Source organism: candidate division KSB1 bacterium (assembly GCA_034505495.1).
Taxonomy (GTDB): Bacteria; Zhuqueibacterota; Zhuqueibacteria; order Residuimicrobiales; family Krinioviventaceae; genus Fontimicrobium_A.
In genome coordinates this window covers 1-18,144 of record JAPDQV010000039.1, presented here as the reverse complement: position 1 = coordinate 18,144, position 18,144 = coordinate 1, and the positions used below count along the sequence as shown (strand labels likewise).

15 protein-coding genes and 1 rRNA gene are annotated in these 18,144 nt (G+C 52.2%); 8 read left to right on the top strand and 8 right to left on the bottom strand.

Annotated elements, in window-relative coordinates; translation table 11 throughout:
* Nucleotide 1: 1 nt before the first annotated feature.
* A complete protein-coding gene (locus ONB24_12985; protein ID MDZ7317028.1) occupies nt 2–976 on the bottom strand; it encodes a polyprenyl synthetase family protein in 975 nt (324 codons plus the stop codon).
* Between the two features lie 186 nt (nt 977–1,162).
* Here ONB24_12985 and ONB24_12980 point away from each other — a divergent pair, with 186 nt between their 5' ends.
* Both ONB24_12980 and ONB24_12975 read left to right on the top strand, forming a co-directional pair.
* Entirely contained in the window at nt 1,163–1,951 is a 789-nt protein-coding gene (locus ONB24_12980) for a hypothetical protein (GenBank protein ID MDZ7317027.1), read from the top strand.
* A 170-nt stretch (nt 1,952–2,121) separates the two neighbouring features.
* Nucleotides 2,122–3,570: an aminoacyl-histidine dipeptidase gene (locus ONB24_12975; protein ID MDZ7317026.1), complete on the top strand. Its 1,449-nt coding sequence runs from the start codon at nt 2,122–2,124 to the stop codon at nt 3,568–3,570.
* A gap of 77 nt (nt 3,571–3,647) precedes the next feature.
* Here the strand turns inward: ONB24_12975 and ONB24_12970 are convergent, their stop codons facing one another.
* The 7 genes from ONB24_12970 to ONB24_12940 form a co-directional block, all read right to left on the bottom strand.
* On the bottom strand, nt 3,648–5,408 hold the full coding sequence (locus ONB24_12970; GenBank protein ID MDZ7317025.1) for a PA14 domain-containing protein: 1,761 nt from the start codon (nt 5,406–5,408) through the stop codon (nt 3,648–3,650).
* Between the two features lie 231 nt (nt 5,409–5,639).
* The gene (locus tag ONB24_12965) at nt 5,640–6,536 is read right to left on the bottom strand and encodes an NAD(P)-dependent oxidoreductase (protein ID MDZ7317024.1); all 897 of its coding nucleotides are present in this window, start codon (nt 6,534–6,536) and stop codon (nt 5,640–5,642) included.
* Complete coding sequence (locus ONB24_12960) at nt 6,536–7,822, bottom strand: alpha-amylase family glycosyl hydrolase (GenBank protein ID MDZ7317023.1); 1,287 nt, start codon at nt 7,820–7,822, stop codon at nt 6,536–6,538. Before ONB24_12960 ends, ONB24_12965 begins: the two co-directional genes overlap by 1 nt.
* The gene (locus tag ONB24_12955; GenBank protein MDZ7317022.1) at nt 7,819–8,670 is read right to left on the bottom strand and encodes a glycosyltransferase family 2 protein; all 852 of its coding nucleotides are present in this window, start codon (nt 8,668–8,670) and stop codon (nt 7,819–7,821) included. The genes ONB24_12960 and ONB24_12955 overlap by 4 nt, the downstream gene beginning before the upstream one ends.
* Nucleotides 8,670–10,271 (bottom strand): aldehyde dehydrogenase family protein, encoded by a 1,602-nt coding sequence (locus tag ONB24_12950; GenBank protein ID MDZ7317021.1) that lies wholly within the window; start codon nt 10,269–10,271, stop codon nt 8,670–8,672. Before ONB24_12950 ends, ONB24_12955 begins: the two co-directional genes overlap by 1 nt.
* Complete coding sequence (locus tag ONB24_12945; protein ID MDZ7317020.1) at nt 10,261–11,844, bottom strand: GMC family oxidoreductase; 1,584 nt, start codon at nt 11,842–11,844, stop codon at nt 10,261–10,263. Before ONB24_12945 ends, ONB24_12950 begins: the two co-directional genes overlap by 11 nt.
* 16 nt (nt 11,845–11,860) lie before the next feature.
* Complete coding sequence (locus ONB24_12940) at nt 11,861–13,108, bottom strand: DUF1015 family protein (GenBank protein MDZ7317019.1); 1,248 nt, start codon at nt 13,106–13,108, stop codon at nt 11,861–11,863.
* A gap of 102 nt (nt 13,109–13,210) precedes the next feature.
* On the opposite strand from ONB24_12940, the gene ONB24_12935 reads away from it, so the two are divergent.
* From ONB24_12935 to ONB24_12910, 6 genes are all read left to right on the top strand, one after another.
* Nucleotides 13,211–13,996 (top strand): SDR family oxidoreductase, encoded by a 786-nt coding sequence (locus ONB24_12935; GenBank protein ID MDZ7317018.1) that lies wholly within the window; start codon nt 13,211–13,213, stop codon nt 13,994–13,996.
* Between the two features lie 150 nt (nt 13,997–14,146).
* On the top strand, nt 14,147–14,614 hold the full coding sequence (greA, locus tag ONB24_12930) for a transcription elongation factor GreA (protein MDZ7317017.1): 468 nt from the start codon (nt 14,147–14,149) through the stop codon (nt 14,612–14,614).
* A gap of 96 nt (nt 14,615–14,710) precedes the next feature.
* A complete protein-coding gene (trxB, locus tag ONB24_12925; protein ID MDZ7317016.1) occupies nt 14,711–15,634 on the top strand; it encodes a thioredoxin-disulfide reductase in 924 nt (307 codons plus the stop codon).
* Between the two features lie 137 nt (nt 15,635–15,771).
* Nucleotides 15,772–16,959, top strand: coding sequence for a sulfate adenylyltransferase (gene sat, locus ONB24_12920; GenBank protein MDZ7317015.1), 1,188 nt, complete (start codon nt 15,772–15,774; stop codon nt 16,957–16,959).
* Complete coding sequence (cysC, locus tag ONB24_12915) at nt 16,956–17,561, top strand: adenylyl-sulfate kinase (GenBank protein MDZ7317014.1); 606 nt, start codon at nt 16,956–16,958, stop codon at nt 17,559–17,561. Before sat ends, cysC begins: the two co-directional genes overlap by 4 nt.
* Before the next feature lie 219 nt (nt 17,562–17,780).
* Nucleotides 17,781–18,144: ribosomal RNA gene (locus ONB24_12910) — 16S ribosomal RNA — on the top strand; the annotation flags it as partial.

Sequence of the window (18,144 nt, the reverse complement as noted above, 5' to 3'; positions counted from 1 at the left end):
GCTAACGATTTCGACTGGTTGACAACTCGACCAAGGCTGCAAGACTGCGGCGGCTCGGAGAATCGGGATAACTATCCAAAACCGCCAAGGCGTTTTTCAAGTAGGCTCGAACTTGATTGTGAGCGTACTGAATGCCGCCGTATTCATCTGCAAACCGGATGATCTGCTTGGCCTGCTCGTCGTTGCTGATGCCCTCGGTAATCATCTCGATAATGCGCAGTCGTTCCTTGCTTTCTGCCTGTCTGAGGGCGAAAATGAGCGGCAAAGTGACCTTGCCTTCGCGCAGGTCGCTGCCGGTCGGTTTTCCCATCAGCTTTTCATCGCCGATATAGTCCAAAAGATCATCCATGATTTGAAAAGCGATGCCGAAATTTTCGCCGAATTCGGCCATCTTTCGGCGCGCCGAACCGTTTTCGCCGACGGTCATGGCGCCCAATTGACAGGAAGCGTTGAACAACGAGGCGGTCTTTTTGGCAATCAAATCGAAATAGCTTGCTTCCGAAAGCGTTCCCTCCCGACTGTAGGCGATCTGCAATAGCTCGCCTTCAGTAATGCGCTCGGCCGTCTCGGCTAAAACTGCCACAGCTTCTGTATCCTGCAAATCGACAATACCGGCCAGCGTTTTGCTGAATAAAAGATCGCCGATCAAAATGGAGATTCTGTTTCCCCAAATGTCATTGACGGTAGGCGATCCTCGACGTAAATGCGATTCATCGACTACGTCGTCGTGCACCAGGGTTGCCGTGTGGAACATTTCGATCACCACCGCCGCACTCATTGTTCGAGGCGAAAGACGGCCGTGGAGAGAAGCGGTCAAGAACACCAACAGAGGACGCAGGCGCTTGCCTTTTTTGCGGGCTAAATAGTTGACGGCTTGGTCGGCCAACGGGACGGCAGATTTAAACCGGTTGAGAAATTCACTTTCAAAACGGTCAAAAAAATCTTGAACGGGAGCGGCGATTTCTGCAATTTCCACGCGTGCAGCCTTTGCCTTTTCAGTTTCGTAAAACTTTTTCCTGCAAAACAATTTACCAACAATTACGGATAGTGTCAACAGTCAAGTCCCTTTCTAAATTCCTTGTTTGATTGAACATGGGATGTTTCGTAACTTTAAGACTTTTTTTACGTAAATCATCCTGAAAGTATAAAGAGGAGCCTATTTATGCCTCAACGAACCATGAGTTGGTCGATCATGTTTCTTTTGGCGGCTCTTGAGAGCGTTTTCTCGGGTACGGCAACAAAGCAGTTTTCCCGTAATGTGGATTTTAACGGAGACTGCGTCAAAGTCAGAACGATAAATGGTTCAATTGTCGTAGACACTTATGATGAAAAGGCGGTACTCATTGACGCCGATATTCGCGTTCGGGCTGCAAGCCGTGCAAACGCAGAGCGTTATCTGAAAAAAGTGAACCTGCTGATCGAAAAAAGCGGCAACGACCTGCTGATCGGCATAGAACCCATGAGCATGAGGCCTTTTGGCTTTTTTGAGCGTCTTTTCGGCGGCGCCGCAGAACTGCAAGTCGATTTTTACATCAAAGTCCCAAAAGATAAAGCCGTCCAGGCTGAAACCGTCAATGGAACAGTGAACATCGACGGCATGGAAAGACGTTTGGTCATGAAAACGGTCAACGGCAGCTTGAGCGCTGTAGGGTGTAAGGCTTCGGTTAGGGCCGAAACAACGAATGGGTCTATTTATCTTGAGTTGAGTAAGTTATTGCCTTCGGATAAAGTCAGTCTTGGAACGGTTAACGGCGGCATTACCCTGGTAATACCAAAGACTACGGCAGCGGATATACGCATTTCTACCGTCAACGGGAAGGTCAAAACAGATCTTCCGCTGGAAGTCGTCGACGGCTGGAGCGAAGGCAAACTGCGAGGCAGGATAAACGGCGGCGGAGCGTTCATTGAAGCTGAAACCGTAAACGGAAACGTTGCGGTGAAATCACGGTAGAGTCTTTTCTTGGAATTCCGCGGCAGCAGCCTTATATTGAGCAGAAAGCTTTACGATGGATCGGAGTCTATAGAGGGCGTCGAGACATCATAAAATACCGAAGGGCTGCGAACCATCATTCTATTGAAAAAGCTGAGAGAAATTTCCTGAAATGCACAATGGAGGTTTCTATGTCGCCGTTTGAAGGTCTCAAGCCGGCACTGTTGTGGAAACATTTCGATCGTCTGCGTCAAATTCCGCGTCCATCGGGGCAGGAAAAAGCCGCAGCCGATTATGTCCTCTCTGTTGCCAAAAGTTTGGGGTTGGAAGCTGAGCAGGACGCAGTCGGCAATGTTGTGGTAAGAAAAAAAGCCTCTCCCGGCCATGAAAACGCGCCGACCGTTGTACTGCAGAGTCATTTGGATATGGTCTGTGAAAAGAATGCCGATAAGGTATTCGATTTCAATCGCGACCCGATTCAGGTAAAAATCAAAGACGGTTGGCTCACGGCAGACGGGACGACTTTGGGCGCCGACAACGGCATCGGGGTAGCCGCGATGCTGGCAATTTTTGAGGACAACACGCTGATTCACGGTCCCCTCGAGGGGCTTTTTACGGTCGATGAAGAACGCGGCCTGGTCGGCGCACGCGGCATCCCTAAAGATGCTCTTAAAGGACGCATTCTGATCAATCTGGACAGCGAAGACCTGGGCGTTTTTTCCATCGGCTGCGCAGGCGGCCGGGATTCCAATCTTACCCTGCCGATCCGACGGCGAAAGCCGAGCGGTGAAATCGGGCTCGACTTGCAGCTCTCCGGTCTCAAAGGCGGCCATTCCGGGGTCGATATCCATCTGGGGCGCGGCAACGCAATCAAGATTCTCAACCGCCTACTTTATCAAGCTAATCAAAAGCGGCCGTTCGAACTGGTTTCATTGGAAGGCGGCGATAAGCATAACGCCATACCCAGAGAAGCCTTTGCGCGTATCGTCATCCGGAAAAATGATTTGGATGAGCTGAAAACCTGGTTTGCTCAGGCAATCGATGAAATCCGCCGCGAGTTTTATCCGGCCGAAGATCAGATTGTTTTCAACTTGAAAACGACTGATGAAAAGGGCGAAGTTTTGATTCCGGAAGACCAAAAAAGGCTGACGGCGCTGCTGTTCGCGCTGCCGCACGGCGTGCTGGCCATGAGTCGGGTGATCGAAAAGCTTGTAGAAACCTCCAACAACGTTGCGGCTGTCCACACCAAAGCTGATCGCATCGAGATTCTCTGCAGCAGCCGCAGTTCCAACATGAATGCGCTGCAGGCTACGGTGGATAAAATTAAAGCGATCGCAGAACTGGCAGGCGCCGCCGTTGAGCAGCCTCCGGGCTATCCGGGCTGGCAGCCCAATCTCGACTCCCCAATTCTGAAATTGGCCATGTCGACCTTTAAGCAGGTGACGGGCAAGGAAGCCCGTTACGAAGCCATTCATGCCGGCCTCGAATGCGGCATTATTGGAGAACGCTTTCCCGGGATGGACATGATTTCTATTGGGCCGACGATAAAGTATCCGCACTCGCCGGACGAAAAAGTAGAAATCGCCTCGGTTGAGCTTTTTTATCAACATGTGATTAAAATGTTGGAAGCGTTGGCATAATCTTTTCGAGGACCTAATAAAAAAGCCCGAGCCTAAAGCTCGGGCTTTTTTTTTATTCACTTAATGACGGTTTTGGCTTAATCACCGATATAAAGCGAGAGATAATCTCCGCCGATGACTTCCAGCTTGCCGCCTTCAGCCTGCCAGGCTACGGCGAGATTATCTCCGCCGCCTCCCTCTTTATGCAGGCTTTCCATGTAGTAATGTTTGCCCGCTTCCAAGCTGATTGGAGCCGACTTTTGATTGGTCTCTTTGGTCCACTCACGGGATGCGGTCCACGAAGCGACATAGCAGATTTTTACTTTGTTGGCCGGATCGGAGTCTTTGCTCAACCACAGCTCTGAAGCGTCGTCGCTGGAAATCCAGAAAATATATTTACCGGTCACCGGCGGATGGATATAACCGCGTATGCGGGTACCATAATTATCTTTTTTATCCTTTTCGATTTCCCAAATGTTGATCTCTTTGCTGCCGGACGGGCTCTTGGGGAAGCGTGGATTTTTCGTCAAATCCGCAACCGCGGTTCCCTGGATATTGTCCCACCACTCCAGAAGCACATACCCCATTTGGAAGGCCACCAGTCTGATGGTGATCTCTTTGCTGAGATTGTTGGCGGTATCTCGAATCGTCAATTTGCAGGAATCTCCCGCCGCTCCCTTGGCAATCACAGTCAACCTGCCGCCGCCTCCGGGAACCAGAGTTACGACATTAGGATCGGATAGCGAATAGCTGAATGAGGGTACCTTTCCACCGCCCATCGAAAGGACCTGAATAGTCCTCTTGTTGTTTACCTGCACCAAAAGGAGGTTGATGCCCTGGGGATTTGAATAAGACCAGTTGACATAGAGGCCGTTGGCGACATCGACAAACGATTCGCTGTCAAAGGTGCCGATTATTTCGGAACCCTCGCCGGTGTTGAGGTTGCCCGCAACGGTGATCTTGAGGGTGTGTCCTTTAGCGTTGCGCTTAGCCGAACGATAGCTCAACCAATAAAAAGAGTCGGCATAGCGGACGAGCATAGATTGGGCTTTCACCGCATTCTGTAGGAAAGCCGCCTCGGTTGTCGCCTGGTAAAAGGATTTTACGCCGACCTGACTCAGATCGCTAGAATTCAAGTTGCTGCCGTAACCCACCGTGTAGATCTGTCGATCGATGGTGGCGTACTTGATGACGTCGATCGGATAGCTGCCCACCGTATCGTTGCTGTCGATAAAGAGAACCACCGAGTTCTGGATGATGTTGTCGGCGGTATACTCTTCCTTATCCTCTCGATAGGCTTCCAGAACAGCTCCATAAAGGTCAAAAGCGGCGTTCCCCTCCGTTATTCCTTCAACCGCGGCGATGAGATTGGCTTGATTGTTGGTAAAATCGATGATTTTATTGAGCTTATCGGAAAGCGTATACACCGCGATCTGCTGCTGATAGTCCATCTTTTTGATGAACTCGACCGCGCCTTTTTTGAGCAATTCTAAATTCGAACCCTGATTGTTGTCGATAATAATGCGCGTTTTAAGGGTGTAATTCAAATCCGCACGTTTGAGGAGAAACGCATTCGCTTTGAGCAGGTCAATGGGCTGATTCTGCTCAATGACTTGAAACCGATCGACGGTCAAGAAAGTTACGCCCTTACGATCCATATCTGTCACGGTAAACAGCGTGACGACAAAATCAGGCAGCTGTTCGATGATGGCGTGTTTCTTTAGAATAAAAGCTGTAGCTTGGCCGCCGTCGCCGTCGCCGTCAATTGGGGTTGGGCCGATAGCCGTTTTTTCCTTTTTCCCGCAAAAGACGAGAAGCGAGGCCAGCAGCGCCAAGAAGAGTAGTTTGGAGGTACGCATAGCACTTCTCCCATCAGTTGATTGTTAACATTTTGCCTGTTTCCAATATTTTTTACTTTTAGAGGGATTCGAGCGTTCCTTTGCCGTTTTCGAAACAGAACAAAAAATCAATTGGATCGTCTATTACATTTTATTACGGGCAAGTCTATCATTTTTCTGTCAAAAAGTCAAGCGAAATTTCCCGTTTTTATAAGAGAAGGATCGGCTCTCTGGGCGGAGACGACCTGCCCCTCAATTTTCAGGCGAAATCATCTTCCGAACTGCCAGCCTTTCAATGGCTTTGATGAGTGCCTGTGTCCCTTCACGACCTTCTCCAGCCGCCTGACAGGAAAGAAAAAGTTGGTGTACAAGCGACAAGCCCGGCAGCGGAAGAGAGAGCTCTTCGGCCGCCTGCAGCGCAAGCCGCAGATCTTTTTGCTGCAGATCGATCATGAAACCCGGCGCAAAGTCGCGGCGCGCCATCTTTATCCCCAGGTTCGTCAATTGCCAGGAACCGGCGGCGCCGTTCTGCACGGCAGAAATCATTATCGTGGGATCGATTCCCGCAGCCTTGGCAAATGTAACTGCCTCGCAGACTGCCAGATTTGTCAGACTCACCAGAATCTGATTGCATAATTTCACTGTTTGCCCCATCCCATGGCCGCCGACATGAGTGATGGTCTTACACATAGCCTCCAAAACCGGCCTGCAGCGTTCCAAAACTTCGGCTTTGCCGCCCACCATCGCCGCCAAGGTGCCGGCTGCAGCACCGACGTCGCCGCCGCTGACCGGTGCATCCAAATGCTCGATGCCGTGCGCCTCCAACCGTTCGGCAAATTCACGCGTAGCCGTCGGCGAAATCGTACTCATATCAATGACTACACTGCCTTTTGCAGCGCCTTCAAGAATACCCTCCTTGCCCAGCGTCACCTCTTCGACGTCTGGGGTGTCGGTGACCATGGTAATGATGATTGTGCTGTTCTGCGCCGTTTCCTTCGGCGAAGTTGCCGCTTTCGCTCCCTGAGCTACGACCGGCGCCATTTTTTCCGGCGTGCGGTTCCAAACCGTCAGCGGGAAATCTGCCTTCAGCAGATTCAAAGCCATCGGCTTTCCCATAATCCCCAAACCGATAAAGCCTACTTTTTCCATCAGACATTCTCCTTCAAGTAGACACGGACTTCCCAAGGCTGTAATGCATAGGTAACTCGCCCGTTAAGGGCAGTTTTTTCGCTCGTAAACAATTCTAAATAGCTTCCTTTAAACCGTACGCCTTCTGCTGCTCCATGCATCGGCCGATCGCAAAGGTTGGCAAGAATTACGGCACAGTCGTTGGGCCGGTTGCGCACAAAGCCGTATACAAGCGGGGAATTACCGTCTTTTAGCCGCTCCATTTTGCCGCTGTAAAGCGCAGGGTGCTCTCTATAGGCCCTACATAGCCTGCGATAAAAATCGAACCATTCGCTCGGTTTCCAATCGATTTCGTCCTTATCAAAAAAAGCAAGAGATTTGGTCGAACCGATCTCTTGACCGTTATAGATAAACGGCATCCCGGGAAGGGTAAACGTGAGCACTGCAAAGACACGTGCCGCCTGGCCCAAGCGAACAACCGCCGGTCCGAGCCAAGAGTTGAGGTCATGATTGCAGGTATAGCGAAGCCTTTTGCCTGTCGGCGGATAGAGACGATGATCGAGTTCAAGAAAATAGTCGATTTCGCGCGGCGAGCGTACTCCGGCGGCAATATCATTGAACAGCGCCGCCATGTTAAAGGCATAGGTAACATGAAAGCCGACGCGGTGCAGCCTGGGATTCTGTCCTTCGGCAATCATCAGCAAGGGTTTTAGCCGCTTAGCTTGTCCGATGGCTCGACGCCAAAAATAGTAGGGCACCATTTCCGCAACATCGCAGCGGTAGCCGTCAATATCGGCTTCGCGCAGCCAATACAGCATCACTTCGGTCATGTGTTGCCGCAAGGCGACCTGTCTATAGTCGAGCTCCGCCGCGTCGCTCCATTCAGCCAACGGCGACGTGATTTTGCCGTTTTTATCATGATGATACCATTCCGGATGTTCGTTCAGCATGGGGTTGTCCCATGCCGTATGGTTGGCCACCAGATCGATGAGCACACGCATGCCTTGCGCATGCGCGGCACGGACTAGTTCCCGAAAATCCTCCATGGTGCCGAATTCCGGATTGATGCTGAAATAATCCTGGACCGCATAGTAGCTGCCCAATGATCCTTTGCGCCGGATTCGACCGATGGGATGGATCGGCATAAAATAGAGAATGTTGACGCCCAATTCCTTCAAGCGCGGCAAATATGCGGCAAAGGCACGAAACGTACCTTCGCGCGTATATTGGCGAACATTGACCTGGTAGACGATGCCGTTAATCGCCCAGGCAGGGAGGGCGGAATGTTTATGCGCGGTATGGTTCATTCTTTACCTGTTTCCAAAAACGGCATCGCCTCAGGCAGCCGGTTGGCGACAATTCCCCTTAACCATTCGAGTTCTTCATACCGGCCGTGTTTTCGGCAGCCGATTGCATAGATGCGGATTTTTTCCATCAAGGCCGTTTCCGCTGCGCGCCGTTGTTCTGCAGAAAGCGGTGACTTGTCCAGCAGCGAGCACAGGCTGCGGATACGATATTTGTCCAAGCTGTGCTGTTTGGAGAGCTGTTCCCATGCGCCCGCCCGTTTGACGATCAGTTTTTCCGGAATGTAGAGCACCGGCATACGGCAGCAGACGCGCAGCCAAAGATCATAATCTTCGCAGGCGGGCAGCGATTCATCGAATAGGCCAACCTCTGCAAAGACGCTGCGGTGAACCAGAACCGAGGAAGGGCTGATCATACATCGCGGCAGGCATTTCTCGAAAATCCAGCCGCCGGATTTGGCATGAATCAGCCGCTGATTTTTCCATTTTCCGTGCTGACGCCACTCTTCGTCGGTAAAACAGACTCGCAGATCGGGGCTTTTTGCCAATTCCTCGCGCTGACGCAGCAACTTTTTGGGCTTCCACAGGTCATCGGAGTCCAGAAACGCCAGCCATTCACAGTGAGCGGCACGAATGCCTGCGTTTCGCGCCGCCGAAACGCCGCGCTTTTCCTGCCTGAGCAGCCGCACGCCGCCACCCATTGCGTTGATTTTAGCCGGCGTATCGTCCTCGGAACCGTCGTCGACAACCCAAATCTCGTCCGCCGGCGAGACTTGTTGTAAAACCGATTCGACCGCTTCGATGGTCAACTCGGCGCGGTTGTATGTTGGAATGATGACGGCAATGCGCATCAGAAGAGCTTGCGAAAATTTTTCATGATGGAGGACCAATGGGCAGAGGCGGCAAAGCGGGAGTGAAACGCTGTTTTAACAAGTTTCCAAAGCTTGGACGGCTTGCGTAAAAAGAGGGCCTCTCCCGCCAAAACTGCCAATGTTGCCGTCTCGGCGCTGTATGGAAACCACCAAAGATTGGTCTTTTTTCTGCCCTCGTCGAAAGCGGTGAATTTCGGCTGTACCCATTCGAGTATGGTCTCTCGGCCGCGTGTTCTGCCGATACCGCTCTTTTTGACGCCGCCCCATGGAGCCTTCGGTTCACCCCAGGTTACGGCACTGTCGTTGACGATGACGGTACCGGCCTGTAAATCTGCCGCCAAACGTGCGGCGGTTTTGCGGGACCGCGTCCAAACGTAGGCGCTGAGGCCGTACTCTGAATCGTTTGCCAACGTTACGGCATCTTGGAGAGAATCGACCGCCATCACCGGCAGCACCGGCCCAAAGGTCTCCTCGCGCATAATCTTCATGGAATGATCGACATCCGTCATCAGCGTCGGGGAAAAAAAGAATCCCGCTCGTTTCAGGCGATACCCCCCGAACAAACAGCGGGCTCCCCGATCCAACGCGTCTTTGACCTGCTCTTCGACCTTTTGCACCTGCTGCAGCGTCGTCAGTGGACCGACCTGCGTATCGGGATCGCGCGGGTCGCCGAATTTGAGAGCTTTGACCTCCTGCAGGCACAATTCGAGAAACTTTTCGATAATTGACCGTTCGACATAGACGCGCTCGATTGAAGCGCAGACTTGACCGGCATTGAACATGGCTCCCCATACGATGCCCTTGACGGCGCGATGGAGGTCGGCATCTGCTGCTACGATCGCCGCATCCTTCCCGCCTAATTCGAGCACGACCGGCTTGATCTCCTGCGCAGCCGCTGCCATGACGCTGCTGCCGGTGACCGTACTGCCGGTAAACACGATCTTGTCGATAACGCGGTGAGCGGTCAAATAGGGGGCGTCTGTGTCAAGGAGAAAAAGCGTCGTTACGAGATTTTCCGGAAAACCGGCGGCACGAAAAAGCTCGTCAATCTTGCGTCCGATGAGAATGACCTCGGGCGACGGCTTGAAAACGACGCTGTTGCCGGCCAGCAATGCCGCCGTAATCTGCGGCAGCGGTACTGAAAATGGAAAATTCCACGGTGAGATGACGGCGACGACGCCGTAAGGTTCATAAGAAATGCGCGCGAATTTATGCGCCAAAAGCGGCTGCTCAAGCCTGATGCGTCGACGTTGCAGCAGCCTGCCGCCGTATCGGTACTGGTCCTTTAAGAGGCTCAACGTCGTCAAAACCTCGACGTACAGCGCTTCGGTGCGCGGTTTGCCCTGCTCCAAAGTGATGAGCTCTGCAATCGACTGCTGTTCGGCAAGGATGAGATCGGACAGTCGCCGAATCAAGCGGCACCTCTCGGAAATATCGACGCGGCGCCATTGGTCCGCCGCTGCACGGCTGCGCTGCAGCGCCTCGTCCACTTGATCGCGGCTCATCGCCTCGATGCGGCCCAGCTCTTCTTCGGTTGAGGGATTGATGCTGCTGATCCACTGACTTTTTTCAGTCGGCATGGGATTTCTCCGGAATGTGACTCATGGCATATTCGGCAAGTGCCGTGATGGTCAAACTGGGATTGACACCCAAATTGGCGGGGAGAACGGAACCATCGACAATGTAAAAATTCTTGTACCCGTAGGCGCAAAGATATTTGTCCACTACCCCATGGTCTTTATCGCGGCCCATGACGCAGCCGCCGATAATATGGGCGGAAAGAGGCATGTTGAACAACACTTCGGTGATCGAGCTGACCGGATCGCCGCCGATTTTTGCCGCAATGGCGCGGGCAGCCGCATTTGCTTCAGGAATATAAACGGGGATGCTGCTCGTCTTTTGACGCGCCGTCAATCCGCGTCTAAACAACCGATACCATCGCCGCTCGAAATTAATTTCCATTTTGTTGTCTTTTTTCTGCATGACCAAAAGAATAATTGCCCGCTTGGCCCAATTGACCGGATTGAGAAGACGAAAAAAGGTCAGCGGATGCGTAACCACGGCAGCAAGGTATTTTAATGGACGGCAAATCCTCCTGCCGCCGTCGATCATCAGGGTACCCAGCCAAAACATCGCATTCGATCCGGCAGGATAGCGGACCGGTTCGATATGAGTCGTTTCATTGACAAGGAGGCTGGAAGTAATGGCAATGCCTTTTGAATAATCGGTTTTTGTGTCGCGCGCCAATACGCCGACCAGGACTTCACTATTGGTGCGGACACTTTTACCCAGTACGTTGGAGAGATTGGGCAAGTAGCCCTTGGCTTTGCAGTTCATGAGCAGCTTGAGCGTGCCCAAAGCACCGGCGGCCGTCACGACACCGCGCACGAACAACGGCGGCAGCGAACGCCGAATAATTCCGGTGGATCGGTGCGATTCGATCAGATAACCGTCCAGATGAGGCCGAATGGCCGTCACGCAGATTTCGGGCCTTATTTCGGCTCCCAGTTGCTCGGCAAGGTAGAGGTAATTTCGATCGAGCGAGTTTTTTCCGCCCTGACGGCAGCCCACCATGCAGCGGCCGGAAAAGTCGCAGCCTTTGCGCGCCGGTCCGCGACCGCCGAAATAAGGATCAGGAGTCTCCCGTTCCGGATCGCCGAAAAAGATGCCTACCCGAGTGGGCCTAAAAAAGGCTTCTCTTCCGATTTGTTCGGCATATTCGCGCAACAGTTCATCGGCCGGTCCCAGCCGCGGATTATCCGCAACGCCGAGCATCATTTCGGCTGTTTGAAAGAACGGCGCCAAAGTCGATTTCCAATCGCCGTCCATGTCGGCCCACTGCGGGTCGTGGTAAAATGAATCCGGAGGCTGAAGCAGCACGGCGCAATAGACCAGACTGCCGCCGCCGACTCCCGTGCCGGTCAGCAGCAGCGCATTACGGAAAAAGCTCAACCTTTGAATTCCGTAGCAGCCGATGCGCGGCGCCCATAACCATTTGTGCAGATGCCAATTGGTTGTCGGATAATCATGGTCGCGCCAACGCTTTCCTTGTTCCAGCACGCACACGGAATAGCCTTTTTCCGCCAGACGCAAGGCGGCAACACTTCCGCCGAAACCGGAGCCGATTACGGCATAGTCGAAATCAAAGGACATACATCTAGGAAATGAACTAATCCAAAAGATGCGTTACAAAGCCGCTCAGCAGCTTGGGCTCGAACCAAGTGGATTTTGGCGGCATGACCTGGCCCGCGTCGGCAACGTCCATCACCTGCTCGATGCGTGTGGGATAGAGCGAAAAAGCGATCTCAAACTCGCCGCTGTCGACAAGCCTTTCCAATTCTTGCGCGCCGCGTATGCCGCCGATGAAATGAATCCGCTTGTCGGTGCGCGGGTCATTGATGCCGAGCAGCGGCTGCAGAACGTAATTTTGCAGGATCGAAACATCCAACCTGGCGATGACGTCATCGGCCGTCTTTTCAGGCTCTTTGAAACGAAGCAGATACCATCGGCCGGCGAGGTAGAGACCAAACTGCTGCGGTGCCGGTACTGATTCGAGCCGCGCGCTCAACGGTTCGACTGAAAAGAATCGGTCGAGTTCCTGCAGAAAAGCCTCGGGCGAGCGTCCCATTAAGTCCTTAACAACGCGATTATACGGTAAAATTTGCAGATCGCTGTGCGGAAAAATGACGGCCAGGAAAAAATTGAACTCTTCTTTGCCGCTGTATTTTCCCAATTCGCGTCGCTTTTGAAGGCAAAACTCGGCGGCGGCTTCGGATCGGTGATGACCGTCGGCAATATACAGCGCAGGAATGCGGGAAAACGCCTCGCGTATAAGATCATTAAACGGTGGATAATCGATTTTAAAGAACCGATGACGGACGTTGTAAAAGCTTACGAAATCGTACAGGGGTAGACTTTTATCCAGCATCTCCTCGGTCAGTCGTTTCATTTCCTGGTTCTGACGATAGGCGAGAAAGACCGGTCCCGTCTGCGCGTTAAGCGCCTCCATCAATCGGACACGATCCTTTACTTTATCGGGACGCGTATGTTCATGTTTTTTGATGATGCCGGCTAGATATTCATCCACCGAAACGCAACCGACGTAACCGGTTTGAACATGATCGCCCATTATCTGCTGATAAAGATAAAAACACGAATCCGGTTCCTCTAGAAGAATTGCTTCGCGCCGAAAGCGGGTGAAATTTTCAGCCCCTTTCCGGTAAACGTCATCGCTGTACAAATCGATTCCTGGAGGAAGATCGATTTCAGGCTTGGTTATATGCCAAAATGAATAGGGGTTATCTTTGGCCAGTTCGCGTGCTTCGTCAGAATCCACAACATCGTAAGGAAGCGTCGCCAGCTGTTGCGCGTGAGCCGGATTCGGCCGAAGTCCTCTAAACGGTTGTACGGTCGCCATAGTTTTTTCTCTCCTGAACGTTTGCGAAACGTAAAAAGAATGATTTGAAAAAGCAAGGGAAAGTAATATTTTTCGGGCAACGGTATTACCACGAGGGAAAGTATGGAGAAAAGGAAGGTTTTGATCACCGGAGCGTCTTCAGGCATCGGCAGAGAGCTGGCCGGCTGTTTTGCTGCTCACGGGGACGATTTGATCTTGACGGCACGACGGGGCGAAAGGTTGAATGAGCTGTCCGAGCAGCTGGCAGGCAAGTACGGCATTGTTTGTACGCCTATTGTATGTGATTTGAGTCGACCGGACGCGGCGCAATTTCTGTTTGAAGAATGTCGCCGCCGGAATCTCCAGGTCGATGTGCTGGTGAACAATGCCGGCTTTGGCTTAAATGCCGCTTTCATAGACAGTGATTTACAAAAGCTGATGGAGATGATTCAGGTCAACGTGACCACGCTCGTTGAACTGACGCATCTCTTTATGCCCGACATGATCGAAAGAAGGAAAGGCGGAATCTTGAACGTGGCTTCCACTGCGGCTTTTCAGCCGGGTCCCTTTATGGCGGTTTATTACGCAAGCAAAGCGTTCGTGCTTTCCTTTACTGAAGCCTTGGCTGAAGAATTGCGCGGCACCGGCGTTCAAGTGACGTGCCTTGCGCCCGGACCGGTGGATACCGAGTTTCAGCAGGTTTCCGGTCTGCGGTCTTCCGCCATGCTGCGCCTTTTAGGCAGGATCAGCGCCGCAGAAACGGCTGAAATCGCCTTTCGCGGGTTTCAACGCGGCAAACTCCTGGTTATCCCTGGGATGATGAATAAATTGGGCGTGTTTTCGGTGCGTATTCTACCGCGCAAATGGGTTCGGCGCATGATCCGGTCGATCAATCAAGTTTTTCCTTGACAGTCATGGCAATTTTTCTTAGTTTTCTCGAGCAAACCGAACCGAAGGCTTTCTTCGATTCGGTTTGCTTTTTTTTGCGCAGTTGAATGGGAGAAATTTTTTCGGAATACCTTTAGAAAAACGTTCACAAAGCTGTAGAGGTGTTTCAGCATGAAGGCGATGTATTTGACGAAAGAACAGCATCAAAAACTGGCCGAAGAACTGCGATACTTGAAGACCGTTGAGCGCCCCAAAGTGGTCAAGGAGATTGCGGCTGCCCGAGAACACGGCGATCTGCGGGAAAACGCCGAATATGCCGCCGCCAAAGAAAAGCAGCGCCTCATTGAGGGTAAGATTCTTCGTTTGGAAGAAACATTGGCACGTGCCCGCGTCATGACCGATGAAATGTTGGCCCATCAGGCCGTGCACGTCGGCAGCAGAGTTAAACTTGTCGATCTTGTCACCAGCGAGGAAATCGAATACGAAATCGTGCCATCCGCCGAATTCAACCCCGCGGATGATGCCATATCTCTCGATTCTCCGGTGGGTAAAGCGCTCATCGGCAAAAAGGTCGACGACATTGTCGAAGTCAAAGTGCCGGCCGGTGTATTGCGCTATAAAATCGTATCTGTTCAATAAGATTTCCTATCGCATTTTGGGGGCTTGGAATTGAATCTTTAGGGTCATCGTTTCATCTAAACCGCTCGGACAAATTAAAAAAATGGGAAAAATGATATGCGAAATGTGATCATTATCGGCTCGGGTCCGGCCGGATTAACGGCAGCCATTTATGCAGCGCGCGCAAATCTTGCTCCACTTGTGTTTACCGGCATGGAGCGCGGCGGTCAGGTGACGTTGACCAGCGATATCGAAAACTTTCCGGGATTTCCGGACGGCATCGGCGGATTCGAGATGTCGCAGCGCTTTGAACAGCAAGCGCAAAAGTTCGGCGCCGAAATCGTCAGCGAAATCGTAACACGCGTCGAATTGACCGGAGCGGTAAAAAAAGTTTATACCGAAAACGCGGTTTACGAAGCAAAAGCGGTTATCATTGCTACCGGCTCAACGCCCAAGCGCCTCGGCGTGCCGGGGGAAAACGAATTCATCGGACGCGGCGTATCTTACTGCGCCACCTGCGACGGCTTTTTCTTCACCGGCAAGGAGGTTGCGGTCATCGGCGGCGGCAACAGCGCACTGGACGAAGGACTCTTTTTGACGCGCTTTGCTAAAAAAGTGACCATCATCCATCGCCGCGATCGCCTTCGCGCCGATGCTATCCTTCAGCAAAGAGCAAAACAAAATGAAAAGATCGCGTTTATTTTGGACAGCGTCGTCGAAGAGATCATCGGTGATTCGAGCGTTAAAGCGCTCAAGATCAGAAACGTCAAAACGGGCGCAATCAGCGAGCTTAAGGTGGACGGTGTTTTTGTCTTTATCGGCCACTCGCCGAACGTCTCATTGTTCGAAGGGCAGATCGAGCTTGATGAGCAAAACTATATCAAAACCGATCGCCGAACAAAAACCAACCTTGCCGGCGTTTTTGCCTGCGGAGATGTCCAGGATTCCATTTATCGGCAGGCAATTACCGCAGCAGGGTCGGGGTGCCAAGCCGCCATCGAAGCTGAGAAATACATTGCCGAATTGGAAGGACAAAAATAGCTGCTGAGAAAGCCGATTGAACCGTCCCCTCTGTTTGAAGGAATTCCATCAGGCGTCTTTTGAAAAAGGCGCCTTTTTTCTTCAAAAGCAAATTTTTGGGGTAAAAGAGGTATACAATCTTTGCGAAAGGATAAAGTGTGAACGCTCTGTTGGTACCCCCGCATGGAGGGAAATTACAACCGCTTCTTGTAACCGGTGAGGAAGCGGCCGCCGCCCGCCGCGCTGCCGAAGAACTGCGCCAAATTCGGATGAATTCGCGTGAGACCTCCGATTTGATTATGCTCGCATCGGGCGCTTTCAGTCCTTTGGCCGGATTTATGTGCCGCGAAGATTATCAGCGCGTAGTGAAAGAGATGCACCTCGCCGATGGAATCTTGTGGCCCATCCCCATTACATTATCCGTTTCGGAGGAAGAGGCGGCTGCTATTCGGATCGGCGAGCAGATCGCCTTGGTCTGCGATGAATCGAATGAGCTAATGGGCAGCATGCAGGTTGAAGAGATCTATCGCTATGACAAAAAGATGGAAGCGAGACATGTATACCGTACGGAAGATGAGAATCACCCTGGTGTGGCAAAACTCTATTCCCAAAAGGAGGTTTTGATCGGCGGCCGCGTCACGGCATTTAGCGAAGGGCCTTATCCCGAACTTTATGGTAATGATTATGCGCGGCCCATAACGACGCGGCAAATATTTCAAGACAAAGGATGGCGCACCGTAACCGCTTTTCAAACCCGCAATCCCATTCATCGATCCCATGAATATTGTACAAAGATCGCTCTTGAGATCAGCGACGGTCTATTGATCCATCCGTTGGTTGGTAAGCTGAAAGCGGATGACATTCCTGCGGATGTCAGAATGAAATGCTACAAAGCGCTGATCGAGAATTATTATCCGAAAGACCGTGTCGTACTAAAAGTGTATCCCATGGAAATGCGCTACGCGGGGCCTCGTGAAGCCGTTCTGCATGCCATCATTCGCCAAAATTACGGTTGCTCACACATCATCATCGGCCGGGATCATGCCGGAGTAGGGAGTTATTACGGGCCTTTCGATGCGCAGAAAATTTTTGAAGAAATCGGCGAGGAGGAGTTGGCCATCAAGCCGCTAAAGATCGATTGGACTTTTTGGTGTGCGAAATGCGACGGTATGGCATCTCCCAAGACCTGTCCGCACGACGAAGCTTTTCGCCTCACTGTCAGCGGAACAAAAATCCGCGAGGCTTTGCAGAAGGGCGAACCTTTGCCCGAACATTTTACCCGGCCGGAGGTGGCGGAGATTCTTATGGATTATTACCAAAAACTGCGCAATAAAGAGGCAAACTGATGAATCAGACGGCAAAAAGCGTTGTATGGCATAGCGGTTTTGTGACCCAGGCGGATCGCGAACGGTTACTCGGGCAAAAGGGTTTGGTTGTCTGGTTTACGGGACTGCCGGCGTCCGGCAAATCGACGATTGCGCATGCGCTCGAGAAACGGCTCTTTGATGAAGGGCGTCTGTGTTATGTGCTCGACGGAGACAACATCCGGCACGGCCTTAACAGCAATTTGGGCTTTTCGCCGGAAGATCGACAAGAGAACATTCGCCGAATCGGCGAGGTGGCAAAGCTATTTGCCGATGCCGGGGTGATTGCCATCACGGCTTTCATCTCTCCTTATCGACGGGATCGGGAGTCCGCGCGTCGGCTACTGCCGGAAGGCCGGTTTATCGAGGTTTTCTGCAGGGTGTCGTTGGAAACGGCGGAAAAGCGCGACCCCAAGGGTATGTACAAAAAGGCGCGCGCAGGGGAAATTAAAGATTTTACCGGCATTTCCGCTCCCTACGAGGAACCGGATGCGCCGGAGATCGTTATTGATACGGAGCATACAAGCGTTGAAGAAGCGGTCGAAAAGATAGCGGCCTTTTTGGAAAAAATAATGGCGGTATGAACAATTTCTTAAAAATATCTTGACATTGGCTTTTTTCATTGTTATATTTTAGGGCTTTGCTTCGGAGGGATGGAGTGAAGCGTGAGCGGCTCTTTCTTGTGAGGGGCTGTAGGAGTTCTTTGTCAGGCGTGCGAGGTCTTGAGCGTCTTTTGAGTTTGGCCTGGTTGATTTGGTCGGCCGGGCGAGACGGAATAGGATAGATTAGAGTTGGGATAGGTAACGATGAAGAGTTTGATCCTGGCTCAGGACGAACGCCGGCGGCGTGCCTAACACATGCAAGTCGAGGGGAAAGCTTCTTTCGGGGAGCGAGTATACTGGCGGACGGGTGAGTAACGCGTAGGCAACCTGCCCTTAGGACCGGGATAACACTGCCAACGCGGTGCTAATACCGGATGGTGCCTGGATGCCGGAGGGTATTTGGGTGAAAGGCGGGCTTTAGGGCTCGTGCCTGGGGATGGGCCTGCGTCCCATTAGCTTGTTGGCGGGGTAACGGCCCACCAAGGCTGCGATGGGTAGCCGATCTGAGAGGGTGGACGGCCACACTGGGACTGAGATACGGCCCAGACTCCTACGGGAGGCAGCA